The sequence below is a fragment of the Neobacillus rhizosphaerae genome (assembly GCF_050477885.1).
Classification (GTDB): Bacteria; Bacillota; Bacilli; order Bacillales; family Cytobacillaceae; genus Neobacillus; species Neobacillus rhizosphaerae_A.
Genome location: NZ_JBCNAC010000117.1, coordinates 101,987 through 128,798 on the forward strand (window position 1 = coordinate 101,987; position 26,812 = coordinate 128,798).

Sequence of the window (26,812 nt, forward strand, 5' to 3'; positions counted from 1 at the left end):
GTGTATAGAAGAATTAGACGACCAAAAGACCAAGAGGAGTATTATACAAAGTTAACAGACCAAACAGAATTTGGGATCTTTTCAACGTACAAAGATGTGTTTATGGCAGCTGGTGTCTTGGGATTTATGAATAAAAAGAGAAGAGAGTTCACAGTCAGTCTTGAAGGAATAGATTGGCATAGGTTTAATTTAGAGACAGACGAAACCTTAATAAACTCAGTTGCCATTAGTGATACTAATGATCCAAAGTTAGTTAATACTGATGATGATACTTTCGATATTAAAATTAAGATCTTTGAAGAGTATGCTGCAGGTGGAATTGAAATCTTGTATAAAAAGGTAATGGAAGATCCAAAAAAAGCATTAACTTTATATATCGAATTTATTATGTCAATGGAAGCTGAGACAACTGCCAAAGAGCGAAATTTTCGTGAAATAGCAGATTTATTAACATTTTAAAAGGCGGGAGTTCCCCGCCTTTTAATTATTAAAATATGCTTTTAGTGCATCTTCAATAATACGTGATCGACTTAAACCTTTTTTTTCAGAAGTAGTTGTAAGTTGTTTTAATAAGGCAGAATTCATAAAAATTGTTGTCTCAATTTTCTCATTACCTATAGAGGACTCTTCACTTTTCTTTTGCTTCCAGGAAAGTATGATCTCTTTAAGAGTGGAAACTTCTTCAGAATCAAATAATTCAAGTTGTTTTTTTGTAATGGACGATAGTGTTTTAAAATCATTTTTTTCTTCTTCGTCTTCATCTAACAGCATTTGTTCAGTTATGAAAGGAGATTTATTTAATTCTTCTTTAATTAAGTCTCTTCGTAGTTGATTATCTGATATAAGTTTTTTTGAAATTTCTCTTTTATGGTCAACTTGATTATCAAGGGTGGTATATCTAACTCCACTATGTTTTAATTCAATCTCTATTACCTTAATGTTAAGGTTTCTTTCTTTTAGATCTTCAAAGGATACTTTCCCCTCATATAAATCATTTGCTAAATTTCTTACAAGTGTATTCCTATTATCTTTTGTCCAAAATTTAAATAGGGGATCATAACGATAATGAGCCTTTTTTAGTTCTTGCTGTAAGTTCGTAACAGTTGTTTTAAACATCCTTGCAACATTCTTTATAGAATTCCCATTATTTAATTCCTTAATCATTAATGGAAGGGCTTCAGTAGAAGACATCCTTTCCCACTTTTTAAAGTGAGAGTTATATGAATATCTATAAACTTTCAAGTAATTTTCTAAGTAAGATACAAAAGCGATTCGTTCCTTATTACTTTTTACATACTTACCAGATATATCGTAAATAGAAAGGCCTTGATTTAGTTCTTTTACTAAGTATTCACATAATTCTTCTTGATCTAATTTTGTCCAATAATTCATAAAACTGTAGTATTTAAAACCATTTCTAATTAACAAACTTTGCAATTCAGCAATGGGAATATGGTATTGTTTTGAGATTTGTTCAAGTGTTATTCCATCATTTAATAAATCAACTATTATATCAATGCTTATCTTTAATTCAGTTTTATTACTACTAGTATTTGTTATCTTAGGTTCATTTGAACGTTTCCATTTTCGAGAGAATCCATAAAAAGTATAACCGCCATTATGAAGAATCTCCTTGATTTTTTCTTCAGAGTAGTTATAGGATTTCGCTAGTTTTCCAATTGAATGGCCTTTATTTAATTGCGCCGCGAGATCCTTTGCAAGTTGCAATTCATTTTTTAAATCATTAGTAGATTGTTCAGCTTCGCTAGTACGTTTCCATTTTCGAGAGAATCCATAATAAGTATATCCAGTATTATGAAGGGTTTCTATTACTTTTTCTTCTGTGTAATTATGTAATTTTGCTACTTTTTCAATTGAATGACCTGTGTTAAGAAGATTGGCAAACTCGATTGCAAGGTGTTCGTCAGTCTTTGTACTCTGTTGTTTATTAAAGTTTTGAACACCATTTGGATTTTTCTTTTCATAAGAAGCTACAACGTTTCTGTAACCATTGGTTTTCAAAATTTCTTTTACCTTTTCAATAGGGTACTCGTATAACTCTGCTATTTTATCAATAGATTGTCCTTTATTTAAAAGAATAACGAACTCGTTAGAAAGTTGTAAATCATTCTTAGTATTAATTGCATTACTTTGAACTCCCTGAGCCGAATTTGCACTTATCCCTTGATAAGAAGTGCCACCATTTTTGTTCTCACTATTTTTTATTAATTCTGTAACTTTTTCAATAGGGTACTCATATAACTTTGCTATTTTTTCAATTGACTGACCTTTATTTAGGAGGATAGTAAACTCATTAGCGAGCTGTTCATCCGTCTTATTGTTTTTTATATAGTCATTCAACATACCCAGTATATCCATTCTTATCGCTCCTATTAGTAATCGATACTATCTACAAATATATTAATAATGTAGGAGGGGAGAGCCCCTACCTACAATTGATAAAATATTTCTAGGTCTTCTTTATTAATAAAACTTGACATAGAAAAACGAAGCGTTGATCGTATTTGTTCAATCGACATTCCAACTGCAGCTAGAACGTGTGAAGGCTTACTTGTACTGCAGGCTGAACCTGTAGAAGCAGCAATAATAGGAGCTAGGTTTTTAACTAATAACTCATTATTTATTCCTATGAAAAGGACACTCATTACACCAGGGATCTTATTATCACTATCGTTATTTATTACGATTTGATCTTTAAATTTACTTGTAAGAATTTTAGTAAGATAACTTTCTAGTTCACGTAATTTATTTATATTAGCAGCTAAGTTTGAATTAGCGATTTCGGCAGCTCTGCCAATACCAACAATGTTATGAACCGCTAATGTACCACTTCTGATCCCTTGTTCTTGTCCGCCACCGTGCAAGAGGGGAGTGAACTTTGTTAAAATATCATATTTATCTTTACGTATAAAGGTACCACCAATTCCTTTTGGTCCATGAAATTTATGACCGGAAAAAGATAGAAAGGAAATTCCAGGATAATCCATTAAATCAAAATCTACTTTACCAATAACCTGAGTAGCATCGGTGTGCAGGAATATATTTTTCTCAAAACATAGATCTGCTATAGCTTCCATATTATTCAAGGAACCTAATTCGTTATTACCCCAGATTAACGATACAAGGATAGTACTAGGTTTAATTGATTTCTCTATTTCATCAACATTTATTCTTCCATATTTATCAACATCTATATAGGTAACTTCAAAGCCTTTTTCTTCTAAATACTTACAAGTTTCCAATACAGATGGATGTTCTACTGTAGAAGTAATAATATGATTACCCTGATTTTGATAATAATCAGCTACACCTTTGATAATCATGTTATTACTCTCTGTAGACCCACTTGTAAAAATAATTTCTGATTGATGACATCCCAGTAAGGAAGCAAGAGAATTTCTTGCTTTCTTAACTGCGTTTTTTGCATTTTCCGCAACTGTATAATACTTACTTGAAGGGTTACCAAATTCCTCCATTAAGTAGGGGAGCATAGCATCCTTTACATCAGGATGTACTTGTGTTGTAGCACTATTATCTAAATAAAGCATATTCATCACCTAGTTATCCATTTTTAATAGGTTTTGTAGCAGCTTATCGTAGTTTCCTGCATGCTTGTACTCATTTTCCAACAGGACAATCCCTCTTTCCAAATGAGCATTAAATAAATCAGGGAAGTACTCTTCATCAGAAATATTTCTTTGAGCATGCTGCCGAATTAAGGCCTTATAAATATAATCATGTTCTCCAGTCATTGCGTTTCGATGAATATCGACACCAGACTTATTTTCAACTAAATCTGGCATAGAAAGTTCTCTTAATGAAAGGGAGACGGCAATCCTGGATAATATGTTCCAAGTTAACCCAGTTGTAGCTTGAAGAGAGACTAACTTTTCACCAGTATCTTTGGAGGTTTTTAATCGAAAGTTCATATTCCCAACTCCATTTGTTCGAAAGGAAAATAACGGTTTATAATTTGAGTTTCTTGTTTTTTAACGTTAAACTCTAACATATATTCCTTTGCGATAGTGTGTTCCAATAACCCATAATGCTGTTTATCAATTTCTGAATCAGTTGATAAAATAATGGCTTGACGGCCACAATTAGGTATAAATTCAGTTAAAACAGCTGCCTTATGTGTCTTATCTAATCTTCCAAGGAGAGTATCAAAGATAAATGGGACCTTTCTTCCAGAACATTGGAAAATAGCCCAAATAATTGATATAAGTAAGAGCTCTTTTTCTCCAGCTGATAGAGTAGATTTTTCAATATGATCTTTATTCGCATCCAACAAGATTACATCGTAAGACTCATGATCAATCAGTATAGAGGATACATAGTTGTGTTTTCTAAAGATCCTTTTAAGCATAGATGATGCTTCAATTTGAACTTGTTGCAACTTTTTCTTTAATTGAAGTTCTCTATATCTACGACTTAATGTTATGATTTTTTGTGATTCTAGGAAAGAACTTTTTGTTTTAGTGCTATCTTTAAGTGTAGATTGGATTTTGGCTGTCGCAGCAATTATTGCTTCAACATCAGCTTTCCATTCTCTTAACTGAGTTTCATGCTCTTGAATCTCTTGGTCTAATTTTAGGATGGACTGTTGAATGTTTTCCATTTGTTCTAACATGTCACTAAATTCATTGGTTGTATCATTTAATGATAACTTAGAACGAAGATTTTGATGTTCAACTAGCTTATCTTTGTTTTCTTGGATAAGATTTTGACACTCTTCATTTGCATTACTAGAAACCTTCAAATAGATATTTTCTATTAAACTATTCTCTGAAAAAGAAGCACCATGTATTTGGTAAATTTCCTTTTCTGGTTTCATTAAGTTAAGCAAATGATCTCTTAATAATTGTCCGGAAGCTTCGTTATCAGATCCTATTGTGGTAAGGATCTGACTTAACTTATCTTCAGTAAGTTTAAAATCAAGCTGTTTAAACAGTTGCATGGACTCTTCGTTTTGAATTTGTTCTCTTGTTTCTAAAAGAAGGTTCTTCGACAAATAGAAGGGAAGGAGATTAGCAACAAAATCTTTAATTCTTTCTATATTTTGTTTTCTACTAAACTCAATCGTATTCATATCTTTTACGATCGCTTCTCGTTCAGATTTAACTAAGCCACCATACTTTTCAAAGTCATCCTTAAGACGTTGGTACTCATCTTTTAAATCAGCTCTTTGTATTTCTAATTCCTTATGTTTAGCTATTGCAGAAGCTATTTTATTCTTTAAGTCCTTTTCACGCTGATTTAACTCAAAGAGTTCTTTTTCCAATGACTCCATTTTTTCAAAATCTAATGATTGACTAGAGTACTGATCAAGGTCATCTTCTAGCTTTTCAAATAGATCAAGATTAAATACGATTCTTGATAAATTCTGAAGATAATTGGAAAGGAGATCCTTACTTACTATTCTCGCGATTTCCTCACCATCAAACAGGCACAAATCTAATAATTGAGGGGGCATAACCTCTTTTAATTTTGATTGAAATAGCTCTTTTTCATATTCAGAAAGATGTTTACCGTTTGCGATAATATCAAGAGATTCTTTTATGTTTTGATTTTTGTATCTCCAGTATCGATAGAGGATATAATCAAATTTTTCAAAGTCATCAACTAGAGAGAATTCAAGTTTAATTCTAAAGTTATTTTCATTTGTCTTCTTCGCATTATGGTTTAGAATGCTTTGAACTTTTTTGTAGTATTCAGCACTTTCTGATTTATATCCATATCCATAAGAACCAAATAATCCAAGTTTTATGGCATTTAGTAATGTTGTTTTCCCGGCACCATTTTCTCCACCAATTAAAATGACATTTTTATTAGCATCAGTTCGAAAATCAAAGGAGTTGGTTCCACGATATGCACCAATATTCGTTAATTGGATTTCATTTATAATCATGTTAAGACCTCATTTTCTACTATTATAAATGTAAATAGTCTTGCTTTAATGCTTTTCCGATCTCATCCATTAAACCTCGTCTTACTTTGTATCCTGCGTAATCTTTCTCAATTGAAATCAGTTTTTTGATAACTTTGATATCTACTTTATATTGGTCCGCAAGAAGTTCGAGATCAGAAATTTGTTCCTTATCAAATAATGGACGATCATCAATTTCCCAATCCAAAGAATATCCCATAACCTCGTTAAAAATAGCAGGGACTTGATCTTCCCAGTCTCCTTTTTTGAACCAAATTTTACGGATAGCTTTTAACTCTTCAACACTTATTAGTTCATAATGAGGATCTTCAGGGTGTACTAAGCCTTTCTGAACCTGTAATAATTTTGTAAGAATTTCTTTACGAGCTTCCATTGTAAAAGGGCCTAAGCCTAGTTGCGCATATTTTGTAACTTGTTGACCATCTAAAGTTTCCTCTTCATAGGTAACTAAGATCTTTTGGTCCTCAGGAAGACTTAAATCTATATTGTTTTGTGCAATATAAGCTTTAAGGTCGTCTTTTGTAATAATTTCAAATTCAGTCATTTTGATTAGTTGTTTTGCTCTACTTGATTTTTTAGGAATTAAAACGTAGTTAACCCCATCAATTTCTTCAATTTTGACTTCTTTATAATATATTTGACCATTCATTCTATATCGCATTCTTTTCGTACGGTCATCTCTAATTCCAGATAGCCAATTTCTAAAGTCTAATAGAGGTTTCATCCAATCATGTCCACTCTGGATAAAGCCTGTTAAAGCCTTATCTTCGTTAACTACAGTACAAACCCAACAACCAAAGCGACTGTTTCCACAAGAACCAGCACTTTCTTTAATATTTTTATCGATAACTAGTGGACATTCACCGCTATTTGAATCTTGATACAGTCTGTGTAAGTCACTATTATCATCGCCCCAAGGAGATTGGTGGTTTAATAGGTAATTCCAGACATCATCAAGTGAAAAACTTCTGATTGGAGCATATACATAAGCATTTGAAAGGGTGGAATGTCTCATAAATGTTTTTCCATCAACTGTATGTGACCGTATAACATTTCCACGCGTTGCACTTTCATCCTCACGAACACCCAATACCATTATTACTTCACCAAATGAAGATACCTTGTCCATAATAAACTGATTTGCTGGATCAATTTTTAATCTATCTGTACACCATCTAAATTGCTGGTTTGGTGTAGGGTAGCCTTTTCCAATGATATTAACCCAAAATGATTTCTCTATTTCAGGCTTAACTTTATAGGTTTCGATAGGTAGATTCCTTTTTAAAGCTTCATCTTGAATTCTTCTAAGTGTTTGGTTAATCGAGTTGATAATCAAAGGTGTTTCAACTAATGTATCAGAAGATATTACATAAACTTTTTTATGTAATTCTTCTTTTGGCATTTCATTAAGAGCCTCAAAGACGAGCTGCACAACGACAGTAGAATCTTTTCCTCCACTGTATCCAACCACCCAAGGACGGTTATCTTCTTTATAAGCTAGTTTTATATTTTCTTTTGCTTCATCAACAAAGGACATTTGCTTCGAAAGCATATTACTGATGATTCCAATGCTCATTCTATACTACCCCTTGAAAAAATTTATTTTCTAATGTTTGTTCAGCTTCCGTTAACGGTAGATTAATTAAGTGTTTAATTCTAATGGCGGTTAACTGAATCGTATACGTCGTTTTTTGTATTCGTCCATTTTGACTAAATGCACGTCCTAACCAATCATTGGTATTACTTCTATTCCAATCTATTTTTGAAAGGCTAGTAATATATGATGTCCAATTATTCTCATGAAAATCCCGTAGGTATTTACCAACAAGACCAACAGCTTCTAGAAATACGCCGTGACCTACAATAAAACTCTCTCTGAGTTCACGTGGAGTTAATTCTTTTTTTAAGACCAAATTCCATTCTACAATAGAATCACATAATACGATCCAAAATTGCTTTAAAAATAATTCATCATTTTCTGTGATTGAATCACCTTTGTTTTTTCCTAATAATTTCAAGTTAGTATTATAGATATGATTTAAAGCTAGCATCTTAGGTGAATTCTTTGAGAGTGAAACTCTTTCTTTATCCGTATATCTGTTTAACAAAGGAGTAGATGCAATAATATCCTTTGTAATCATAGATAATTGATCGCGATGATCATAAAGAATACCTATTGAAGAAGTAGTATTAACTGCATGTCTATTTAAATCTGAAAATATCTGTTGTGATTTCTTTAGGCCTTCATCATGGAAGAAAACAACTGAAATAGTTTCGTTTCCAAGTTCGGGAGATATCTTTAATGCATCCTCAATAGCAGCTCTTCGGTGCTGTCCATCATTAATTAAGAATCTGGCCTCTAAAGAAATTCTTAAATGTCCAATATCCTTTGAAGAGGTCTCACTACTAAAAGGAAGGAACTCAATTTCACCATCAATTGATGCAGTAATCGATGAAAAGACATAATCATGTTGATTTTCAACTATATAATTAGTCATTTCAGGGATTCTTGCTTTGTTCAAGATTCTTTGGGATCTGTGTTCTGGTGGAATTTCTTCTTCATCAAATAAAAATATCTTAGGAATAATTCTTAAAGGACACATTGCAACAAAGTACTCTTTGCCAGCTTGTAAACCTCTAATAGCAGTAAAGTTATAACTAAACGTCGCGTCCATTGTAATACCTCCTATTTACGTACGTAATATTATAATTTGATTATATCATTTTTGGACAAGTAATCAACAAAAAAGACCGAACTTTTATTCGGTTTTTCATCAAATCACTTTAAATAAAAGTAAAATTGAGAGCTAATTAAAACTTTTGGTCGAAATATGGTAAAATTGTATTATTATTTAAATAAAATGTATCGGGGGATCAAAATGGATTTTCAGGAAGATGTCTCACTTTTTAGTTTTTTAGAAAAAATTAATCCTACCGCAGCAATTAATGCTAATAAAATGGAAGATCTTATATATGAAGACCCAAGTAGCGCTATTATTAAAGCGAGAGTTTTTGCTGAGCAAATACTTATTGAAGTATTTAAACAGGAAAAAATTGAAATGCCTTATCAATCTACGTTATATGACAAGATATCTCTGCTGACAAGAGAGGAGTATATTAAACGTGATATCCAGCAAGCGTTTGATATTATCCGTTTATCAGGAAATAAAGCAGCACATGATGGGAATTTCAATGATATTACAGAGGCATTCAAGCTACATAAAGAAATGTATAAAATTGGGGTTTGGTATTTGGAGGTATATTCCTTAGAACAATTAAAGGTTCCACCATATAGAATACCGAAGCCACGTCGAAAAGAAAACATAGAAAACCTTGTTGAGAAAAAAATATTTGAGTTATTGGGTACAGGTCAATTTGATACTGTAAAAAATATTACAAGCAATAAACCAATGATGTCCGATAATGATGATTCACAAGTTATAACGAAGGATACATCCAAAACTGAATCCTCATATGTAACAGAGGATTCTGGTATATTAATGAAGAATTTATCACCTGGTGAAAGTTATTTGTTAAGAGAATTAAGAAGACTAAAAGACTCTGCTCAAGAAGCGATAGAAAATGCAAGTCAATTTAGTAAGTTTAAGGATTATATCCACGTTGACCGAAAGATACAACTAGACTTACAAAGTGTTCTTGAACAAAAATCAGCAGAATCCAAAGGGAATTTAATACTTTTATGCGGAAGTGTAGGAGATGGAAAGTCCCATTTACTTGCATACCTAAAAGAGAAAAAGAATGAACTAATAAAGGATTACACAATATTCAATGATGCAACTGAAAGTTTCTCTCCTAACAAGAATGCAATGGAAACACTTGAAGATGTCCTTAAAAACTTTTCAGACCAAAGAATTAGTGAATCCAATGAAAAAATTATTCTCGCAATAAATATGGGTGTATTGCACAATTTTATCAATACAAAACATAGCACTTATACCTACAATAATTTAAATGAATTTGTGGAAAAAAGTGGATTATTTACACAAGATATAACTACCCATTATAGTGATAACACTTTCGATTTATTTAGCTTTAGTGATTATCATTCTTACGAGTTAACTGAAAATGGACCTAAATCCTCATTCTATTCTGCATTATTGGAGAAGATCTTTGTTCAGTCCGATCATAACCCGTTTCATTTAGCTTTAAAAGAGGATGAAGAAAATCATATTGAAACGATGATGCACCAAAATTATCGGTTACTACAAAACAAGTTTGTTCAGGAACAAGTTGTTCAACTAATTATCCAAACAATTGTAAAGAAAAAATTGGTGATATCCGCCCGGGCGTTTCTTAACTTTGTGGCCGATATTTTAATTCCAGGAAATCTTCAAAACGTTCAATTGTTAAACGAGTTTGATGTATTAGAGTTAGCTCTACCAAATCTTCTTTTTAATAGAAGAGATCGTTCCAACATTTTGAATGCTATGAGTCAGTTAGACCCAATTCATCGCAGATCTGTATTTATCGATCAAATAGTAATTGATTTAAATACATTAAATGACTGGAATTCAATTATAGAAAAAAATATACAAATTGAAAGCGCTAGAGAATTGTTTAATTCTTTTAATTCGAAAAGTAACTTAACTGGGTATTCTTTTAATATTTTCTTTGAGTCCTTCTTAAGAATTGCTTATTTAACAAATAAAGAATTCAACCAAAATCTTCGAGACTCAAGTTATCTTAAGTTTGTGAAAAACCTTTATTATTTTAATGTTGGTGATAAGAGAAGTATCAGGGCTTTTTATGATGAAATTAAAACGGCTATTTTCAAATGGAAGGGTAGTCCTAAAAAAGAGTATATATTTATCAATAAGCCATCCGATAAATATAGATTAGCTCAAAAGTTAAACTTAAAACCAACGATTGCACATCTAAAATCTAGTGCAAATTTGGAATTGGACACTTTTAAATCTTCTATTGTTTTGGCTTATCATGATGGTAACCCTGAAAACACAATTTATTTAGATATTGATTATCCTCTGTATAAATTATTAACAAATGTACAACAAGGATATCGCCCTAATAAAAAAGATAAAGAAGACGCCATTAAATTTGTAGAATTTATTGAAAAGCTAATGAGCTTTGGAGAAAAGAAAAAAGAAATGCTTGTATTTTTCCCACGTGATAATAGATTTTACACCATCAAGCGTGATGACTTTGATTCTTTCGTTTTTGAAAAGGAGTAATTTAAATGGTTCAGACCTTAAAGCGTGATGATCTTAAAACACTTTTATATGAAAAGAAAAAACATGATACGGGTGATGTGTTTCCTATTTTACCCTTCCTTTCAAAAAGGACTAGAGCCATTCGCCAATTTAACAAGGTTCTCGGAGAATTTATTCGCAGTATCAGTGGTGTTGAGTTTAATGAGAAGGCATTAGGAAATAAAGACTTTTATCTCTCAAAGGAAGAAAATGATTTAAGTGAATATATTGCAAGTCAAGTAGAATTTTCAAATGAAGATGATGAATCGGATTTTGTTCGATTTTTAAATGAATATTTATTTAACCAAGAAGAAATTAAGCCTATTCATCCATATTTATTTAACTACATTAAATTGGATAAAAACTTAAAAAATGAATTTGGTAAATATGCACAGTTTATGAATGAGACACTGATAAAAAATCATCCTGACATCAAAAAAATCTTTAGTAATAAAGATTCTGATGATATTTTAACGGAACTCATTCTTGAAAAGATGACTACACTAGAAAAAATGAAAAACTCAAGTGAAACTCAAAAACAATATCAATCACTTCTTGGGGCATTCACGGAATTATACCAAGAGGACATCATCTATTTAAGTAAATACAAAGATTATTTTTTAGCGAGCTTCCCACTTTTAACACATTACTATGTCTTTATGTACGTATGCCAGCTTCTACTGAAATTTGAGCAATTTACTGAAGCTGATTATCAAAAGGTTCAACCTTTATATTTTGCGCTAGATTGGGAAGCTATTAGTAAGAGAAGGAAAGCAGCTGATGATTTAGAGGGGTTTAGCTATTTAAAAGAGAAGTTAGTCCATCTATTTCCCCATATTCATACAATTTCTCATTTAAGTCATAATTCATTTAATGAGATGAGAATAAATGAAGTTAATAATATTCAATTTATACCTTATGCTGATTTGTATGCTGAAATCCAAAGTAAAGGTGCTCAATATGAAGAAGCTTTCTTGAATGACCTTAAACAATGGATCAAAGAGTACTGTGTTTGGGCAAAAATAGAAATTACTGATGATTCTACAACTATTCCTGACGCATTTAAAGTACTATTTACCTGTCTAAGGGAAGGTATGAGCACGGGGGTTTGTGTTAAATATGGTCAAAACTTGGAAGATTTAGGTTCCAGTCAATTTCTAAAAACAAGAGGAAGCTTAGGCCAGGTATTAAATATTAAGCATGAATTCTTACTTTTATTAACAGCTGTTTCAGTAAAAGATCAACGTATCCCATTAAATGATTTATTCGTAGAATTTGAAAAACGAGGAGTCGCTTTTGATCGTTACTCCAAAAAAGAAATTATAACCTTATTCGATAATCTTAATATTATTGATAAAAAAAGTGATAGCGGTGATGCACAGTATGTCAAACCAATTCTATAGTTATATTGCTACTTTACTTACAGATTACTTTAAGGCTGTAGGAATCAAATCTGGAGATCGATATTATCTTCAACTAGATAGTGAAACTGAAGTTTCACAACTAGTTAATGCCTTAAATGAAATCAATGGTTCAAAAGTATTTAAATATCAACATGAGAGAGGGGAAGAATACCAAACTTTTTCTCTTCCCTTTCAATCATTAAATTTAGTTATAGCCTTTACTTCAAAGGACGTGAAACCAGATTTTCTTGTAACTTTAAGAAATTTAGTTGGTGAACAAAAAGGTATTTGGAATGAAACTGCCTTACTTAGTATTGTTTCTGAACAACTTGATTCTATCCAGGGGGGGAGTAGTGATCTTCAGAAAGAAGGAATGCCACTACATTCCTCATCAATTTTCTCCAATTTAAAAAATGAAATTGAAAATAGTGTATTGGAAAAAGTAGATCAACTAATTCTATTGGACAATCTTGAGATTTTAATGTTGGAACAATCCTTCCAACAAATTACTTTCTTTGAGTTCGAAGATATTTTTACAACCTTGCAAAAGGGCTCGATTGAAGATCACGAATACTATAAATTTGGTTTGTTTAAAGATCCTGACTTAGATACATTTAAAGGTAAAGACCAAAAGGACCGGCTAAAGGAAAACAGAGAATTATTTGATTTTGTTAGAAAGGTTCATGACATTGGACTTGGACAGGAGGAGTTAGAGAAGCGATTTACTGCAGAAGGAGCAAAAGTTCTTTTTGATGATGATTGGAAAGATAATTTGTTTACTAAGGTTCATAAACTTAAAGCCAAACCATCTACAAAAAAAGTAGATCTCCTAGAAGTTAAGGTTATTAATAAATTAAATTACTGGGATAAACCACATAAAGAGTCGGCAGCAGGTAAAAGAAAAAGGCATATTGTGATTTTTAATCCTGATGGTTTGGAAGAAATTGAATTTCAAGCAAGTTTTAATTTAACTGGGGATATCAAAAGTCTCTCAGGTGATTTTATTAGAATACCAAATCAGTTTTCCAAATGGCTAAATGTCAATGTGAAGACAAAAAATATTGTTGCAAAAATTAAAGCTGAAGAAAAGAAGCCTACTTTTGTAAGGTTTACCTATAAACATGACAACAAGGTAATTTTAGGGGCAGAATTTCTTATTACAGTCTTACCAATTCATCCTCTATATTTAGACTCATATAGATCTAAGTATACTGTCGATCCTGATAAAGGGGTTGTAGCTATCCAATTTGAAGAAGATGAATTGGTTTTCGGAGATGGATTTGATAAACGTCAGCTTGAAATAACAGAGGATAATCAACATATCACAATTAATGAAGACGAAAGAGTGACCATTACTCCTCTACCAGAAGCTTATAATGATGACGATGAATTAAAGATTAATATGGAATTTGATCAAGTTGTAGTTCCTATTTTAATTAAGAATGAATTACAGGAATCTATGCCTATTACTGGTTTCCGAATTTGGAAACTAATAAGAGAAACAGGAAGAGATATTCAATGGATAAGAGAGAATAATCGATTAATCCTAGAAAATCGTGAATTTTATTTTCACTCGGAATATAGAGAATTTTTCGAGTGGGAAGAACACTGGATTGATCATGGACTAAAATCTGCTAGACTTGAATCCGACCAGTTACTAGAGGAAGATATAAAGGTGTCAGATGAATTACGAGAAGCATATAGTCGTTATCTAAATTATTTTAATTCACATAATTCGATCCCGAGTTTATGTGTTGTAAATGAAGACCTAAAAAAGAGGGCTTTAGAGTATATTCTCGAGTATCAAAATGAAATTATGAAATTCGAAACGGGTATAGCAGCAGGAAGTAAAGGGATTGATTTGTTTAAATTAGGAACTATTAATGCAAATGGAATATTTTACTTTACGCCATTCCACCCATTAATGGTAGCCTTTAAGCTTAAAACGTACGAATTACTTGATTCTGAAGAGGTAGATAATAGCATCCTAAATCGCCTGAATCCAGACGCTTTGGTACCATTTCTTTATAATGAAAAGACATTGTACAAACCTGACCATCAACAGGCTGCGATGGAGTGGTTAACTTTTAAGCCAGTTTCAAAAATATCAGTTTCTGATGCCAATCAATATTTAGCAAAAGTAGTAAGTGATAAGATAACCCAGTTTAAAGAACACTTTTCCTATTTATTTATTCAAAAGTCCCATGCTCCTCTACAAATCAATATTATTAATATTACTAATGATTTAGAGGTAATCCGTGGAATATTCCAATGGATGTTAAAAGAAATCGATAAATCGGGTATTGAAAACTTAAAGCCAGTAGAGGTTACATTATATAAAAAGGAAAATATAGAAAGTTCTTTTGATCTTTACGCACGGACAGAAACTGTAAAGGAATTCGAAGAAACTTTTGATATTAGCTTAAATGTTAAGAAGAAAGAATTAGAATCTGAAGATATTTTAAGAGTTATTCGTGAGAAACTCTTCTTTTATAAACAAGAACCTAATAACAATTATAGATATGCTCATATATCTTTTTATAAGATGCACGCCCAGGAAACCTATGCAGTACAACCCATAAAAGATATGACGTCGGGAATTGCTCTTGAAGGACTTTATTCAAGTGTTCCTTCAATGAGAGATCAAGAAAACTACAAGAGTGGCTTTGGAACAAAAGCTTATAGTCTTGACGAAAAGGATTACTTGGCTATTACTGCTTATTTACTAAATGAACTGGCGGCCAACTTGCGAAATGGTGGATATGATAGTTATAGAAAAGGAGAAGCAATTTTCTCACGTACAACAAATGCTGATGAAGATACACTAGAAAAAATATTTAAATCTTCTTATTGGGTAACGTTTGTAGACCCTTCAATGGATCTTGAATTCTTTAACAAATATGATGGCAATTTAGTTGTCATTCATTATAGTGACCAATATTCCTCTTCAAGTAGATTTGATGCTATTACTGTCACTGATAAATCGGACCAGTATTATTCAGTGATTAAGGAATTTCTTAAACAAAAAGAGGTAGAGGGAACAGATGATAATGTTCTAAAAACGATAAAAGCATTTAATACTTTTAATGGTGAATGGTTACTCCGAATCATTGGAAGTAAAGGCCACTATGATCGTGAAAAATTAAGTATTATTTCTGCTATTAAATATGCGGTTTCTTACTACGACCATGCCAACATCTTATGGGTACCAATTTCACTTGAAGAGATACTTCGGGTAGCTGGGGCTGTTAGTTTAAACAAATCAGAGGGTGTATTTACTGCAAAAAACCTAGGAGTAAAAGGAAGCCATAGTGATGATTTATTATTAATCGGATTAGAAAATTATAACGAACAATTAGCATTACACTTTTATCCGATTGAAGTGAAGATTGGCATTAATAGTAATGACGTATTAGATAAGGCTAGAATTCAGGTAGAAAAAACAAAGGCTTTATTTATTGACACACTATCAGGCGAAGGTGAACAAAACTTTGCAGGGAAATTTTATCGGAACTTTTTTGCTCAGTTATTTATCGCAAATGCAAAAAAACTCTCACAAAGTGACTTTTGGAACGAAAAGGAATACGACTTGCCTGACGATATTATTGAAAAATTGCTTAAAAATGACTTCGTTGTGTCAAATACTCTTAAAAGCTTTATTGGTGATGGAGCTATTTTATCCTTCCAAAAAAATGCATTATTTAGAAGTGCGAGGTTAGAGGATCAAGTTTTACTCCTTAATCTTACAGAAGTTGATGGTTATCAGGGATTAGTAATACCTATTAAGCAAATGAGAGACTGGATACAAAATGAACCAAATGATTTTATTAAGGAAGATATGCTTTCATACAAATATAAAGTAGGTATCACTTCTCAAGAACATATTGATGACTCAGATGATCTCCATGTTCAAACTGGTGAAAACAGAGAGAATTATCAAACAACTACTGATGAAGAGCAAAGAGAAGACTCATCAAATGAAGAACATCATGCAATAAAATCTGGGGACGAACAGGAGAAGGGTAAAGAAATAACTCATGAAACTTCGAATGTAACTGATACAGAAGATAGCCCTAAAGAGGATACAAGTGAGGATAAAGTAGTTAACGAAGTTCCTCAAGAGGATGAGAAAGTTGAGCTGGTTACTGGTGTTCCAAATATAGAAGACCTAAGAATAAAAATTGGCAAAGCTGCAAATTCAAATCGTGAAATCTTCTGGGAATACGGGAATAAAGGGCTTGCAAATAGACATTTATTAATCTCAGGTAAATCTGGCCAAGGCAAAACATACTTTATGCAGTGCTTGCTTTTAGAAAAGTCCAAATTAGGTATTCCTAGTATTGTTATTGACTATACAGAAGGTTTCTTACCAAATCAGTTAGAACCAGAGTTTGTGAATTATTTAGGTGACCGGCTCAAGCAAAAGATAATATTTAGTGACAAGTTGCCAATCAATCCATTCTTGAGAAACACCCGAGATATTGGTGGTATAAAACTTCCAGAAACTAATACTGACGTTGCAGAACGTATTAAGAGTGTTTTTGCTGCAGTATATAAAACATTGGGTATTCAACAACTAAATGCTATATATGAAGCTACTTTGGTTGGTTTGGACAAGTATGATCATGATATGGACCTATTAAGGTTAAAGGAACAATTAGAAGAAGAAGGTTCTTCATACGGCAAAACTGCATTGTCACAAATTAGACCGTTAATTGACCGAAATCCTTTTAGTACTTCCGATACGATTAATTGGAAGGATATTGTGGAAAGTAGGGGAGATGTATACATCATTCAACTTACAGGCTTCCCAAGAGATGTTCAATTAGTTATTACTGAATTTATTCTTTGGGATCTATGGAACTATTCTGTAAGAAACGGTCATAAAAATAAACCAATGCCTGTCATTATGGACGAAGCTCAAAATCTAGATCATACTGAGAAATCACCTTCAGCGAGAATTCTAACAGAGGGTAGAAAATTTGGTTGGTCGGCATGGTATGCAACTCAATTTCTCAAGTCACAACTTGCTGCAGATGAGTTAGCAAGATTACAAAATGCTTCACAAAAAGTTTATTTCTCTCCACCAGAACAGGAATTAACAAATATTGCAGCTAGCATTTCAAAGGATAGTAATGAGAAAAAACAATGGGAAAATACGCTGGCTTCTTTGAAAAAGGGCCAATGTATTGTTCATGGTCCGATTCAAAAAGAAAATGGTGAATTATCCAACCCAACCGTTACAGTTGTGAATATAACTCCTTTATCTGAAAGAATATAGAAGAAATCCCACCATTTTGGTGGGATTTTTTTATAATATTGTTAGTCTAAAATCTTCCATAGAAGTTTTGTTTTTTAGATCATCATTTAATCTTCTTAGACCTTTCTCTATAAAAGCAAGCATGTGTTTGTTTAAATCAGGTTCGTCTAAGGCTAAATTTACTTCATTAATAATTAAATGCTTAAAAAGTAAGAATTCTTTATCTTTAATAATGTTATCCGGTATAGTCCACTTGTCTTGACCACCATCGTAAACTTCTAACACAGGACCAGTTGAAATGGATATTCCTTTAGCCAGAGCAATTTTAACAGCCATTGGCCGATCAATCTCTAAGGTTTCTGCAATCTTGTCCAATATTTCTTTTCCTCGTTGGGATAAGGACATTCTCCTGTTTGCCATATAAATCATCCTCTTACAAATTTAAAATATCCATCTCTGATAATGGTGTACTTTTTGTTTTCATCATAATCCAACATATATTGTCTAAATGAGTTTTCCTTCATCAAGTTAACATATTCTTCAGTAATCTCAGTGTCGGTAGAAAGAATGATTACCTGTTCACTTAATTCTTTGTAATAATGATTAATTAAGTGATTTCTATGATAACTATCTAAACGACCAAGAGGTGTATCAATAACCATTGGCAAAGATAAATCAGAAGCTTTTGTTAAAGCCCAAATTAATGCAGAAGAAATCATCTGCATTTCACCAGCAGACCGATCTTGTATGCTCACTTCTTGCATCCGGTCATTGTACAGACGAATAGTGTAGGTTTCAATATCAAATTCAATCTTTCCAAACTCATCCTGCTTTCTAAATAACCTTTTTAGCATTTTTGAAAATTCTTCTTTGATAAATGTAGCTTTCATTGTTGTAACTTGAGAAATGTACTGCTCTAAGACTTTTATTGTCTTTACTACTTCGTTAGAAGTCTTTTGTAATTCCTCTAGGTCTTCATCACTACCAGACATTCTCGTAAGTTTATTTGTTAAATTCTTTTTCTCTTCGTAAGCAGGGTTTAACTTACTATTTATAGATTTAAGTCTTAAATTTATTTCACCCAAAGTTTTAGTTAATAAGTCAATCTTATTATTTTCTTCATCTAATTTAACAGCTTCAGGGGCTTTTCTAATCTCAATCTCTACAGATTCTGCCTCTTGGTTCAATCGTTCAATCTTGTTAATTAGGTCTACTACTTGTTTCTTATCCTTAATAAAAATGTTCATTAAGTATAAATAATCATTGTTTGTGATATCATGTATTACATTATAATCCTTTGGTACGTAGTGCCTTACATTATTCTCCTTTATCCAGATTTCTTCACCCAACATTTTTATCTGTTCCAATTGTTCATAGGATAAAGGAGGATTAATACTTTTACTTAATAATTGATTCATGAAATCCCTGTAGGGTGTAAGAGATGCATTTTGTAAGATTTTTTTATGAGCAATTTCATTTTCTTCTTTAAGACGTCTTTTTAATGCAGATATTTTATTACCTAATATGATATTAATTGAATTTTGATTTAAAAATGTACTTAATTCTTTTAATGCAATATCTAATTCTGTTGAAATTTTTGACTGGCGCTTTATAATTACCTCTCTTGATTTTGAATTAAGAAGTATTTTATCATTTCTCGCGCGTTTAGCGTCATTAATTAGTGTCTCATATTTCCGAATATCTGCTAGTTGCTTATCACGTTTTAATTCAAATTTGGTAATGGTACTGTTTATTTCATTTAGTTCCGATTCAATATTTGTCAGTTTAATTTGTGAAACAGATCTTGCAATTTTGTTTTCAAGATTTGACTTTAATCCTTTCATGTCAGTAAGGAGAGTTTTATACGCTTCCATACCAGTTATTTTATGGATGGCTTCTTTCATCTCATGGCTGTTCTGACGTAATATTATTTCTTTAATTTCTTCCCCGTCGAAAATAAAGAATGGCGCAGCATGATAAGGGATAATTCTATCGATAAATTTATTAAAGGCATCAATATTATCAATACGAGCGCGCTTGGAAATTTTTGATTTAGATCCTTTGACCTCGAGTTCTCTCTCCTCGTGACCAACAGTTTTATTTGTGTTAAAGTACCATTTAACCTTTAAATTCCATTCTTCACCGGAGTCTGTTTCGAGAATTAAGGAAACAGAACATTCTCTTCCACCTTCATTAAAGAAGGTATTATTTATTACATTTGAAAATAATCTTTTATATTCAGAATCAGATATTCCTCTTTTTCCAAAAAGTACATAAAGAATTGCTTTTAGAATAGTAGTTTTACCTGCACCATTTAATCCACCAAGAAGGATAATATTTTGTCCTTTTTCTTCTCTAACATCTTTAGGGATATAGAGGTCAATTTCTTGATGACCATAATAAGTTTTATAATTTACAAAGACTAGCTTCTTTAATAACATTTTTAATCACCTTATCATTGATTATTACTATCAATATTCTTTATATGAAAATTTATCAAATCTTGATATTCCTTAATCCTTCCACCTTGACTTACATTTTCATAAGACAACTTCTCTGCTTCTTTTAATAAATCTTTAGCAAGTTTAAGAGGGAGGTTGTTTTGATAACATATTTTAGCTAGTAGTTCTATTTCTCTTCTTTTTATTTCCTTCATCCAAATCACCTTTATCTCATATAATGAAGCCAATTTTCGACATCTATGTAATAAAAGTTTAACATAAATATCAACAAAATTTACAATATTATTCAAAACAATAATTACCAACGTATCAATTTGATATAATTTATGTGAAGGCGGTGTAAATATTGGGTGGCTGGGATTTAAAAATAGGAGAAATAAAACAATCATATGTGACCGATGAGGAGATATGGAAGGCACTAAATCAATTTTTTACTCATGCTTCGACAAAGATGTCATATAAATATGGGCTGCTAAAATCTTTAATCGAAAATTTATACAATATTAATGAAAACCTTGAACTTATGTTTAATGATGTATTCTATTCATTTACAAAGATTTATTGGAATTTAGTCATACATCATAATCTATGGCAGTCCAATTCTAAGAATCAAATATCTGCTATTCAGAAAACTCTAGAAGATATTTGTCTAAAATATTCTATTCCAAAAGAATGGACGTTTGACAAACTCCCGTATTCAATACAAATTGAAACTTTAGATTCCATAAAAAAGATAGGGGAAAAATATGTAATAGGAGCTTTCTATTCAGATACAAACTCCATCTTCTATGAATTCAACATTAAACGTGGATATCTAAAATTTAATAGACCTGTTTATAAGTTCCTACAAAAACATCAAAGGACAATTACATATTTAACAAACTACCATTTGGCTAAATTCTTAGAAAGCAATAATAAAATACCTAATATAAATTATTTACTTGGTAAGGTAGAGGTTATTTCTAAGAGGGATTCCCTTTCGAAATACTTGGAAATACTCACAAAATATGATAAAGAATATTGTTTTTATTGTGGTAAGGTAATTAAAAAAGAGAAGAGAAACAAACATGTTGATCATTTTATACCATGGAGTTTTATTCAAAATGATAATCTCTGGAATTTAGTCATTTCTTGTCAAAAATGTAATATTCAGAAGAGGGATAATTTAGCTGAAGAAAAGTTTTTAGATAATTTGTTGTTAAGAAATCAAGACCTATCTAAAGAGATAGAAGAGGAAAACAATAACTTCTTTATTAATTATAAAGAAGAAAAATTGATTCAGTTATATCAGTATTCAATTTATAATGGGTTTTCTAATATATGGAGTCCTAATATTTCATGAAAAAAAAAGTATAACATTATCTTGCTACCCCTATCATTGATATCATCAAACGTTCTTTAAAGGATGCAGGATTGCCTTTCTTCTGGATTACAGAAAATGATACTTCAAAGCGATCCTATGAAAAAGAAGACGGCAAGATTAAGATAAGTACAATTGACAGCAGCAAAGGCTTGGATTTCCGTGCAGTGTTCATTGTAAATGTGGATTCCATGCCATTTCCATTGGAAGAAAATAAGGAGAGGGAAGTGTCACTTCTGTATATAGGTATGACAAGGGCTAAGGAATATCTTTGTTTATCCTATTCGGGGGTATCTGAATTTACCAATTATTTAGATATGATTATTCAAGAGAGACAACAATCTAAAGAAAATGTAGAGAAAATAAATTAGCTTACACCAATACAATGAAAAAATACAAACCAGTATATTTTCTCCCTTACAAAGGGTCAGAAGTCCTATGAAATAAAGGGAACTGACCCTTTTTTATTATTGGAGAAGTAAAGGCATAGATCTCATATAAAGTCTGTAAATTTACCCGAGTAAATGCCAAGGATGTTTTAGATTAATGGGTAAAATTAGAGATCTATCTTCTGCTTCAAATGATTCAGTCGATCGGTTAAAGTGTACTTTCGGATAGCAATGGTGAAGTAATTTGTGATGGTATGGACAAACACAGATTATGTTATTTATGGAGTCAATAACATAATGTCCTTCATCTTGCTCAAATCCCTTCCCGATTACCTCGCTATTTCCTTGTATATGATGTACCTCCATATATTTTTCTCCACCCTTCATCGTAATCGGGGGGATTGGTTTGTTGGGGTCACAAAGCTGACAGTTATAGTTATATAATTTTTTAAAGCTTTCCACTAGTTTCCTGCTATGTTGATACCTTATTTCTAATGTTTGCTTTGTAAGCTTTTCATTCTTAAATTGTTTTTGCAGATCATCTATCTCTTTTAGGAGATTATCTTGAGTAGATTCTTTGGACAACGATTTACTTTTATCTATAATGGGCTTTAATTCAAAAACAAAGACATCCCGAATTAAATTATTAGCATCTGGTTGTTTTTCAGTATGGTGGGATATAACCTGAAACATGCCTAGAAATACATATTGATCTACGTCTAATTTTTGAAAAACATGAATAGGTAATTTAGTCATTTCCGCTTCATAAAGCCGTAAATTTCCTGAGGTTAACTTCTGATTTCCTTTCCTACCTTCACCTGTATAGTAAAGTACCCCTTCTTCAAACCGATCTTCATAGGGGTTGCTTGCTTTTGAACCAGCAGAACCCACCGTAGTGATAATGGATATATTAGGATCCCCTGAACGATATCTAATGCCTTTAACCGTCGGGCAATTGGTAATGGTTTTTAATGATTCAAAGGTTAAAATATCTCCGACCAATAGATTCCAAGTGGATGAGTTACAAACTTCGATATCTCGGAAATGATCCACTATATTTGAAAAGGTGCTGGTTTTGCCGGACATATAGCTTATTACTTCCTCTTCACTTACTAAGGTCATATTATTTAAGCCTTTAATCGTTTTTTTAAATATTCCTTCTCGAATCCATCTCCGAACAGTTTCTTCGTGACGTCCAGTTAAGGAAGCAATTTTCGCAACACTTAAATATTCTCCCATATTACCACTCCATCTTAATTAGTCGTTACAACACAACACGACACCTTTTTGTTGTGAAAATTGAATATTAAAAGCCGCTTTAATTTTCTTTTTTATAAATATATATTCCACATTGTTATATCGAGAACTAATATAGTAACCCTGGTCATTTAAACATTGCTATTTCTCATTTACAAAAAAGTATATCAAAATTTTCAACGCCATGGAATATTGCGTGTAAGTAATACATAAGTTAGGATTAGGTTACATCATACAGCGAATTAAAAACGTAGTAACCTAAACGGTATGCCGATTTAAAGTATTGTAAAGCACCGTTGTCCAAATTAGACTAAAAAGGAGAGATATTTCTAGCCAAACGGTGCAGCATTATGAGCTTCGCTTTGTAAGTGTAAGAGTAAAAATTCTGACGAAGAAGGTGAGATTGATGGATCATTTTTTAGAACTGTATAAGGAAGAACTGGAAGACCCATCAAGAGGATATTTTATTTTCGATACAAAGGGTACAGCCCAAGGGCATGGGGACGTGGATTTTGTTTCCTATAATTGGTCACCAAGTAAATTTAATCGAGTAAAAACGGGAGATTTATTCCTTTATAGACGGCCAAGTTCCGCTTCTGAAATTAATGGAAAGTTTTATTTCTTTGGTGCTGGAAAAATAGAAACTATTGAACCCATTGGGGAAGATCGTGTAAGAGGTGTGATTCTGAAGCCGATCGCCTTCACACCAGTCCTTCTTCCCAATGATTTAGAAGACTTTGACTGGACTTTTAAGGAAAGAGGCAACAATTGGGGCTATTTCTTTAATCAGTATGGAATGACCACCATTACCAAGGAAGATTTTGTTGGTATTGTGAAGGAGGCCTTTGCCCAGCGAGTAAATTCCATACCGGAATCCGAATCAGAGCTTTTGGAAGAGGTTCAAACCATCCAAGAACAGCAACGACAGCATTATTTTGTAGATGATCATATGGGTCTTCAGAACAGACGTGTAGGTCAGTCCGTTTTTTCTGAGCAAGTAAAGAAAAATTATGGCTACGCTTGTGCTATTACCAAAATTCAAACCAAAACCTTTCTTGTGGGTTCTCATATTATCCCATGGTCAGAACGAAAAGATATCCGCCTCGACCCACAAAATGGTATTTGTTTATCTGTACTATTAGATAAGGCCTTTGATAAGGGATACATTACCATTACATCTGATTACATGATAAAAGTATCCAGTAAGATACAGGAAGATCCGTCATTAGCTGCCGAACTTACCAAATACCACATGCAAAAAATAAAGGTACCAAAGTTACAACCACCGAAAAAGGAATATCTTCAATGGCATAATGATCATGTTTACCGAGGCGATTAAATACTTATGCTTTGCGATATGTCCTTAGCTGAAAGTACAAGTTCATAAACAGGAGGTTGGGTTATCAACCTCCTTAAAAATCATCTGTCAGGATTTATGAGTCTGATCAAGGAAGTGTATAAAAAAATGAAGAGAAATTATGGATGGAAAGGAACGCTGGTAGAGCTTTTTCAACTTGGCTCTACTAGGCTCACCACTCAATTAACTCAATTTCTGGAAGAGTATGATTTCCCAGTCGGTGACTTACAGAAAGCTTCTTGGACCGACACGTTTGACTTCCTACAAAGTATCTTTCAACCACAGATTGCTCACTATCAAGAGCTATATATTGTGTTTGAATATATGCTTCCGCTTGAAAAAGGAAGACGGCCAGATATTCTTCTGATGTTAAAGGACCGGGTAATTATTCTTGAGTTTAAGCAAAAGGGAAGAGTGAGCCTAGAGGACATTGAACAAACGATTGGATATCAAGAGGATCTGAAGAAGTTTCACCATGTCACGTATGAGAAAGGTCTCAAGATTAAGGGGTACTTGGTTTTAACAGAAGCAGTCCAAAGTTTTGAAGTCGTAAGGGGAATCGAAATACTTAACCGAAATAATTTCCTTGAAAAGGTACGAATCAGCGGATCTGTATTCCAACGAGAAAATGATGTTAACGAGTGGGTGTCGTCCCCTTATCAACCGTTACCGACTGTAACCAAGGCTACCCTTGACCTTTTTCAAGATGGCCATCTTCCTCATATAAAAAATATCGAAGAGGGAGCGATTAGTGAAACGGTTAAGTTTATTAAAAAAAGAATTCGTGCGAATGAAACGGTGGGGAAAGGCAAGGAAATTATCTTTGTTTCCGGAGTCCCTGGAGCAGGTAAAACACTTGTGGCTATAAAAACGCTGTACGACTACAATGCTTATCAATATAAAGAAGGAAATCAACCTCTTTCAGCTATTTATTTATCGGGTAATGGACCATTGGTTAATGTTCTGCAAGAACAGCTACAGGATGTTGCTTTTAATGAAAGTGTAGGAAAAACATACATAAAGGGCGTATTCGAGTTTAAAAGAGAATACTTACATACCAGGATTATTCCACCGTTTCACTGTATTTTCTTTGATGAAGCCCAACGAGCCTGGGATGAGGAGAAAATGGGACGTTATCAAATGAGTGAACCGGAGGGGTTACTTCAGGTGGGGGAAAAGATCTTTAACCATAAAGGCTATGCCACCATCGTTTGCTTTATCGGTGATGGGCAAACGATTCATGTTGGGGAAGAAAAAGGAATCCCGTTGTGGCAACAAGCCCTTATGAACCATCCCGGTTGGAGAGTCTATATTCCACCTAATTATGCCGAACAGTTTCAAGGAACCTATTATCGTGAGTGTGAACAATTGTTTTTAGATACTAGCATTCGCAGTAACTTTATTGATACTAGCGGTTGGATTGAAGCATTGCTTAAGATGGATATGGAAACAGCACGAAATGAGTTAGTGCAAATGCAGGAAAAGGGTTTTATTCTAAGAATTTCATGTGATTATGAAGCGTGTAAACGGTTTATCGAGAATAAAAGAATTGATTTTCCTGACATGATGTATGGTATGCTCGTATCCTCGAAATCGTATGAAAATCAAGTTCGGAGGTATACGAATAACCCTTATTATAAAAGCTTCATGAAGGATACGGATGCGGGGAAATGGTTTTTACATGAATGTAAAACATGGAGGCAAGGAGCTACGGAGTTTGTCTGCCAAGGTTTAGAGTTGGATTTTCCTCTTGTGTGTTTTGGGGGAGATTATTTTATCCATAATAGGAATTGGATGATTGAAAGTAGCGTTTACCAACGTTTTCAATTACGTGAAAATGAAAGGAACGATAAAAAGTTCAGTAACTTCCCTGTGATCATCGCAAACATCTACCGGGTCCTATTATCTAGATCAAGAAGGGGAATGGTTCTGTATATACCGAACGAACCAAGATTTAACGAAACGTATGATTTTTTCATTAATACAGGTGCAGATGAACTTTAAAAAACAATCCCCCCTTGGTTTTGCGGCTCGGATGGATTGGATTATCACACCACAATAGTCAATCCCCCTTTGAGGGAACCATCTATTGCTTGACCGGCCATGTACCAGCATGTCTGGTCTTTTT

General features: G+C 32.7%; 18 protein-coding genes. 8 read left to right on the plus strand and 10 right to left on the minus strand.

What is annotated here, in order from left to right; genetic code table 11:
• Entirely contained in the window at positions 1–459 is a 459-nt protein-coding gene (locus ABES03_RS16385) for a DNA phosphorothioation-associated protein 4 (protein ID WP_430118585.1), read from the plus strand.
• A 21-nt stretch (positions 460–480) separates the two neighbouring features.
• On the opposite strand, the gene ABES03_RS16390 is transcribed toward ABES03_RS16385, so the two are convergent.
• The 6 genes from ABES03_RS16390 to dndB all read right to left on the minus strand — a co-directional run bounded on the left by ABES03_RS16390 (position 481) and on the right by dndB (position 8,643).
• Complete coding sequence (locus ABES03_RS16390; protein ID WP_430118587.1) at positions 481–2,379, minus strand: hypothetical protein; 1,899 nt, start codon at positions 2,377–2,379, stop codon at positions 481–483.
• A gap of 71 nt (positions 2,380–2,450) precedes the next feature.
• A complete protein-coding gene (locus ABES03_RS16395) occupies positions 2,451–3,569 on the minus strand; it encodes a cysteine desulfurase family protein (RefSeq protein WP_430118589.1) in 1,119 nt (372 codons plus the stop codon).
• A gap of 9 nt (positions 3,570–3,578) precedes the next feature.
• On the minus strand, positions 3,579–3,950 hold the full coding sequence (dndE, locus tag ABES03_RS16400) for a DNA sulfur modification protein DndE (RefSeq protein ID WP_430118591.1): 372 nt from the start codon (positions 3,948–3,950) through the stop codon (positions 3,579–3,581).
• Positions 3,947–5,929, minus strand: a complete 1,983-nt coding sequence (gene dndD, locus ABES03_RS16405) for a DNA sulfur modification protein DndD (protein WP_430118593.1) — start codon at positions 5,927–5,929, stop codon at positions 3,947–3,949. The genes dndE and dndD (ABES03_RS16405) overlap by 4 nt, the downstream gene beginning before the upstream one ends.
• A gap of 22 nt (positions 5,930–5,951) precedes the next feature.
• Entirely contained in the window at positions 5,952–7,544 is a 1,593-nt protein-coding gene (gene dndC / locus ABES03_RS16410; RefSeq protein WP_430118595.1) for a DNA phosphorothioation system sulfurtransferase DndC, read from the minus strand.
• Position 7,545: 1 nt separating this feature from the next.
• Positions 7,546–8,643, minus strand: a complete 1,098-nt coding sequence (gene dndB / locus ABES03_RS16415) for a DNA sulfur modification protein DndB (RefSeq protein ID WP_430118597.1) — start codon at positions 8,641–8,643, stop codon at positions 7,546–7,548.
• Between the two features lie 204 nt (positions 8,644–8,847).
• Here dndB and dptF point away from each other — a divergent pair, with 204 nt between their 5' ends.
• Genes dptF through dptH form a run of 3 tightly spaced genes read left to right on the plus strand, consistent with a single transcriptional unit; the run spans position 8,848 to position 17,880 of the window.
• The gene (gene dptF, locus ABES03_RS16420) at positions 8,848–11,178 is read left to right on the plus strand and encodes a DNA phosphorothioation-dependent restriction protein DptF (protein WP_430118599.1); all 2,331 of its coding nucleotides are present in this window, start codon (positions 8,848–8,850) and stop codon (positions 11,176–11,178) included.
• Positions 11,179–11,183: 5 nt separating this feature from the next.
• Positions 11,184–12,599: a DNA phosphorothioation-dependent restriction protein DptG gene (gene dptG, locus ABES03_RS16425; protein ID WP_430118601.1), complete on the plus strand. Its 1,416-nt coding sequence runs from the start codon at positions 11,184–11,186 to the stop codon at positions 12,597–12,599.
• Positions 12,580–17,880, plus strand: coding sequence for a DNA phosphorothioation-dependent restriction protein DptH (dptH, locus tag ABES03_RS16430; protein ID WP_430118603.1), 5,301 nt, complete (start codon positions 12,580–12,582; stop codon positions 17,878–17,880). Before dptG ends, dptH begins: the two co-directional genes overlap by 20 nt.
• 30 nt (positions 17,881–17,910) lie before the next feature.
• Here the strand turns inward: dptH and ABES03_RS16435 are convergent, their stop codons facing one another.
• The 3 genes from ABES03_RS16435 to ABES03_RS16445 are packed head-to-tail and all read right to left on the minus strand — an operon-like array spanning position 17,911 to position 20,515.
• Positions 17,911–18,279, minus strand: coding sequence for a hypothetical protein (locus tag ABES03_RS16435; RefSeq protein WP_430118605.1), 369 nt, complete (start codon positions 18,277–18,279; stop codon positions 17,911–17,913).
• Between the two features lie 5 nt (positions 18,280–18,284).
• On the minus strand, positions 18,285–20,300 hold the full coding sequence (gene dndD / locus ABES03_RS16440) for a DNA sulfur modification protein DndD (RefSeq protein ID WP_430118607.1): 2,016 nt from the start codon (positions 20,298–20,300) through the stop codon (positions 18,285–18,287).
• A gap of 14 nt (positions 20,301–20,314) precedes the next feature.
• Positions 20,315–20,515 carry a DNA modification system-associated small protein gene (locus tag ABES03_RS16445; RefSeq protein WP_430118609.1) on the minus strand — a complete coding sequence of 67 codons (201 nt, stop codon included), beginning with the start codon at positions 20,513–20,515 and terminating at the stop codon, positions 20,315–20,317.
• Between the two features lie 152 nt (positions 20,516–20,667).
• Between ABES03_RS16445 and ABES03_RS16450 the strand changes: the two genes are divergently transcribed.
• Entirely contained in the window at positions 20,668–21,663 is a 996-nt protein-coding gene (locus ABES03_RS16450; RefSeq protein WP_430118611.1) for an HNH endonuclease signature motif containing protein, read from the plus strand.
• A 71-nt stretch (positions 21,664–21,734) separates the two neighbouring features.
• Positions 21,735–22,052, plus strand: coding sequence for a 3'-5' exonuclease (locus ABES03_RS16455; protein ID WP_430118613.1), 318 nt, complete (start codon positions 21,735–21,737; stop codon positions 22,050–22,052).
• 141 nt (positions 22,053–22,193) lie between these two features.
• Here the strand turns inward: ABES03_RS16455 and ABES03_RS16460 are convergent, their stop codons facing one another.
• Positions 22,194–23,309, minus strand: a complete 1,116-nt coding sequence (locus tag ABES03_RS16460; RefSeq protein WP_430118615.1) for a YDG/SRA domain-containing protein — start codon at positions 23,307–23,309, stop codon at positions 22,194–22,196.
• Positions 23,310–23,733: 424 nt separating this feature from the next.
• Here ABES03_RS16460 and ABES03_RS16465 point away from each other — a divergent pair, with 424 nt between their 5' ends.
• Both ABES03_RS16465 and ABES03_RS16470 read left to right on the plus strand, forming a co-directional pair.
• Positions 23,734–24,666: an HNH endonuclease gene (locus ABES03_RS16465; RefSeq protein ID WP_430118617.1), complete on the plus strand. Its 933-nt coding sequence runs from the start codon at positions 23,734–23,736 to the stop codon at positions 24,664–24,666.
• 126 nt (positions 24,667–24,792) lie between these two features.
• Positions 24,793–26,688, plus strand: coding sequence for a DNA/RNA helicase domain-containing protein (locus ABES03_RS16470; RefSeq protein ID WP_430118619.1), 1,896 nt, complete (start codon positions 24,793–24,795; stop codon positions 26,686–26,688).
• Positions 26,689–26,812: the final 124 nt, after the last annotated feature.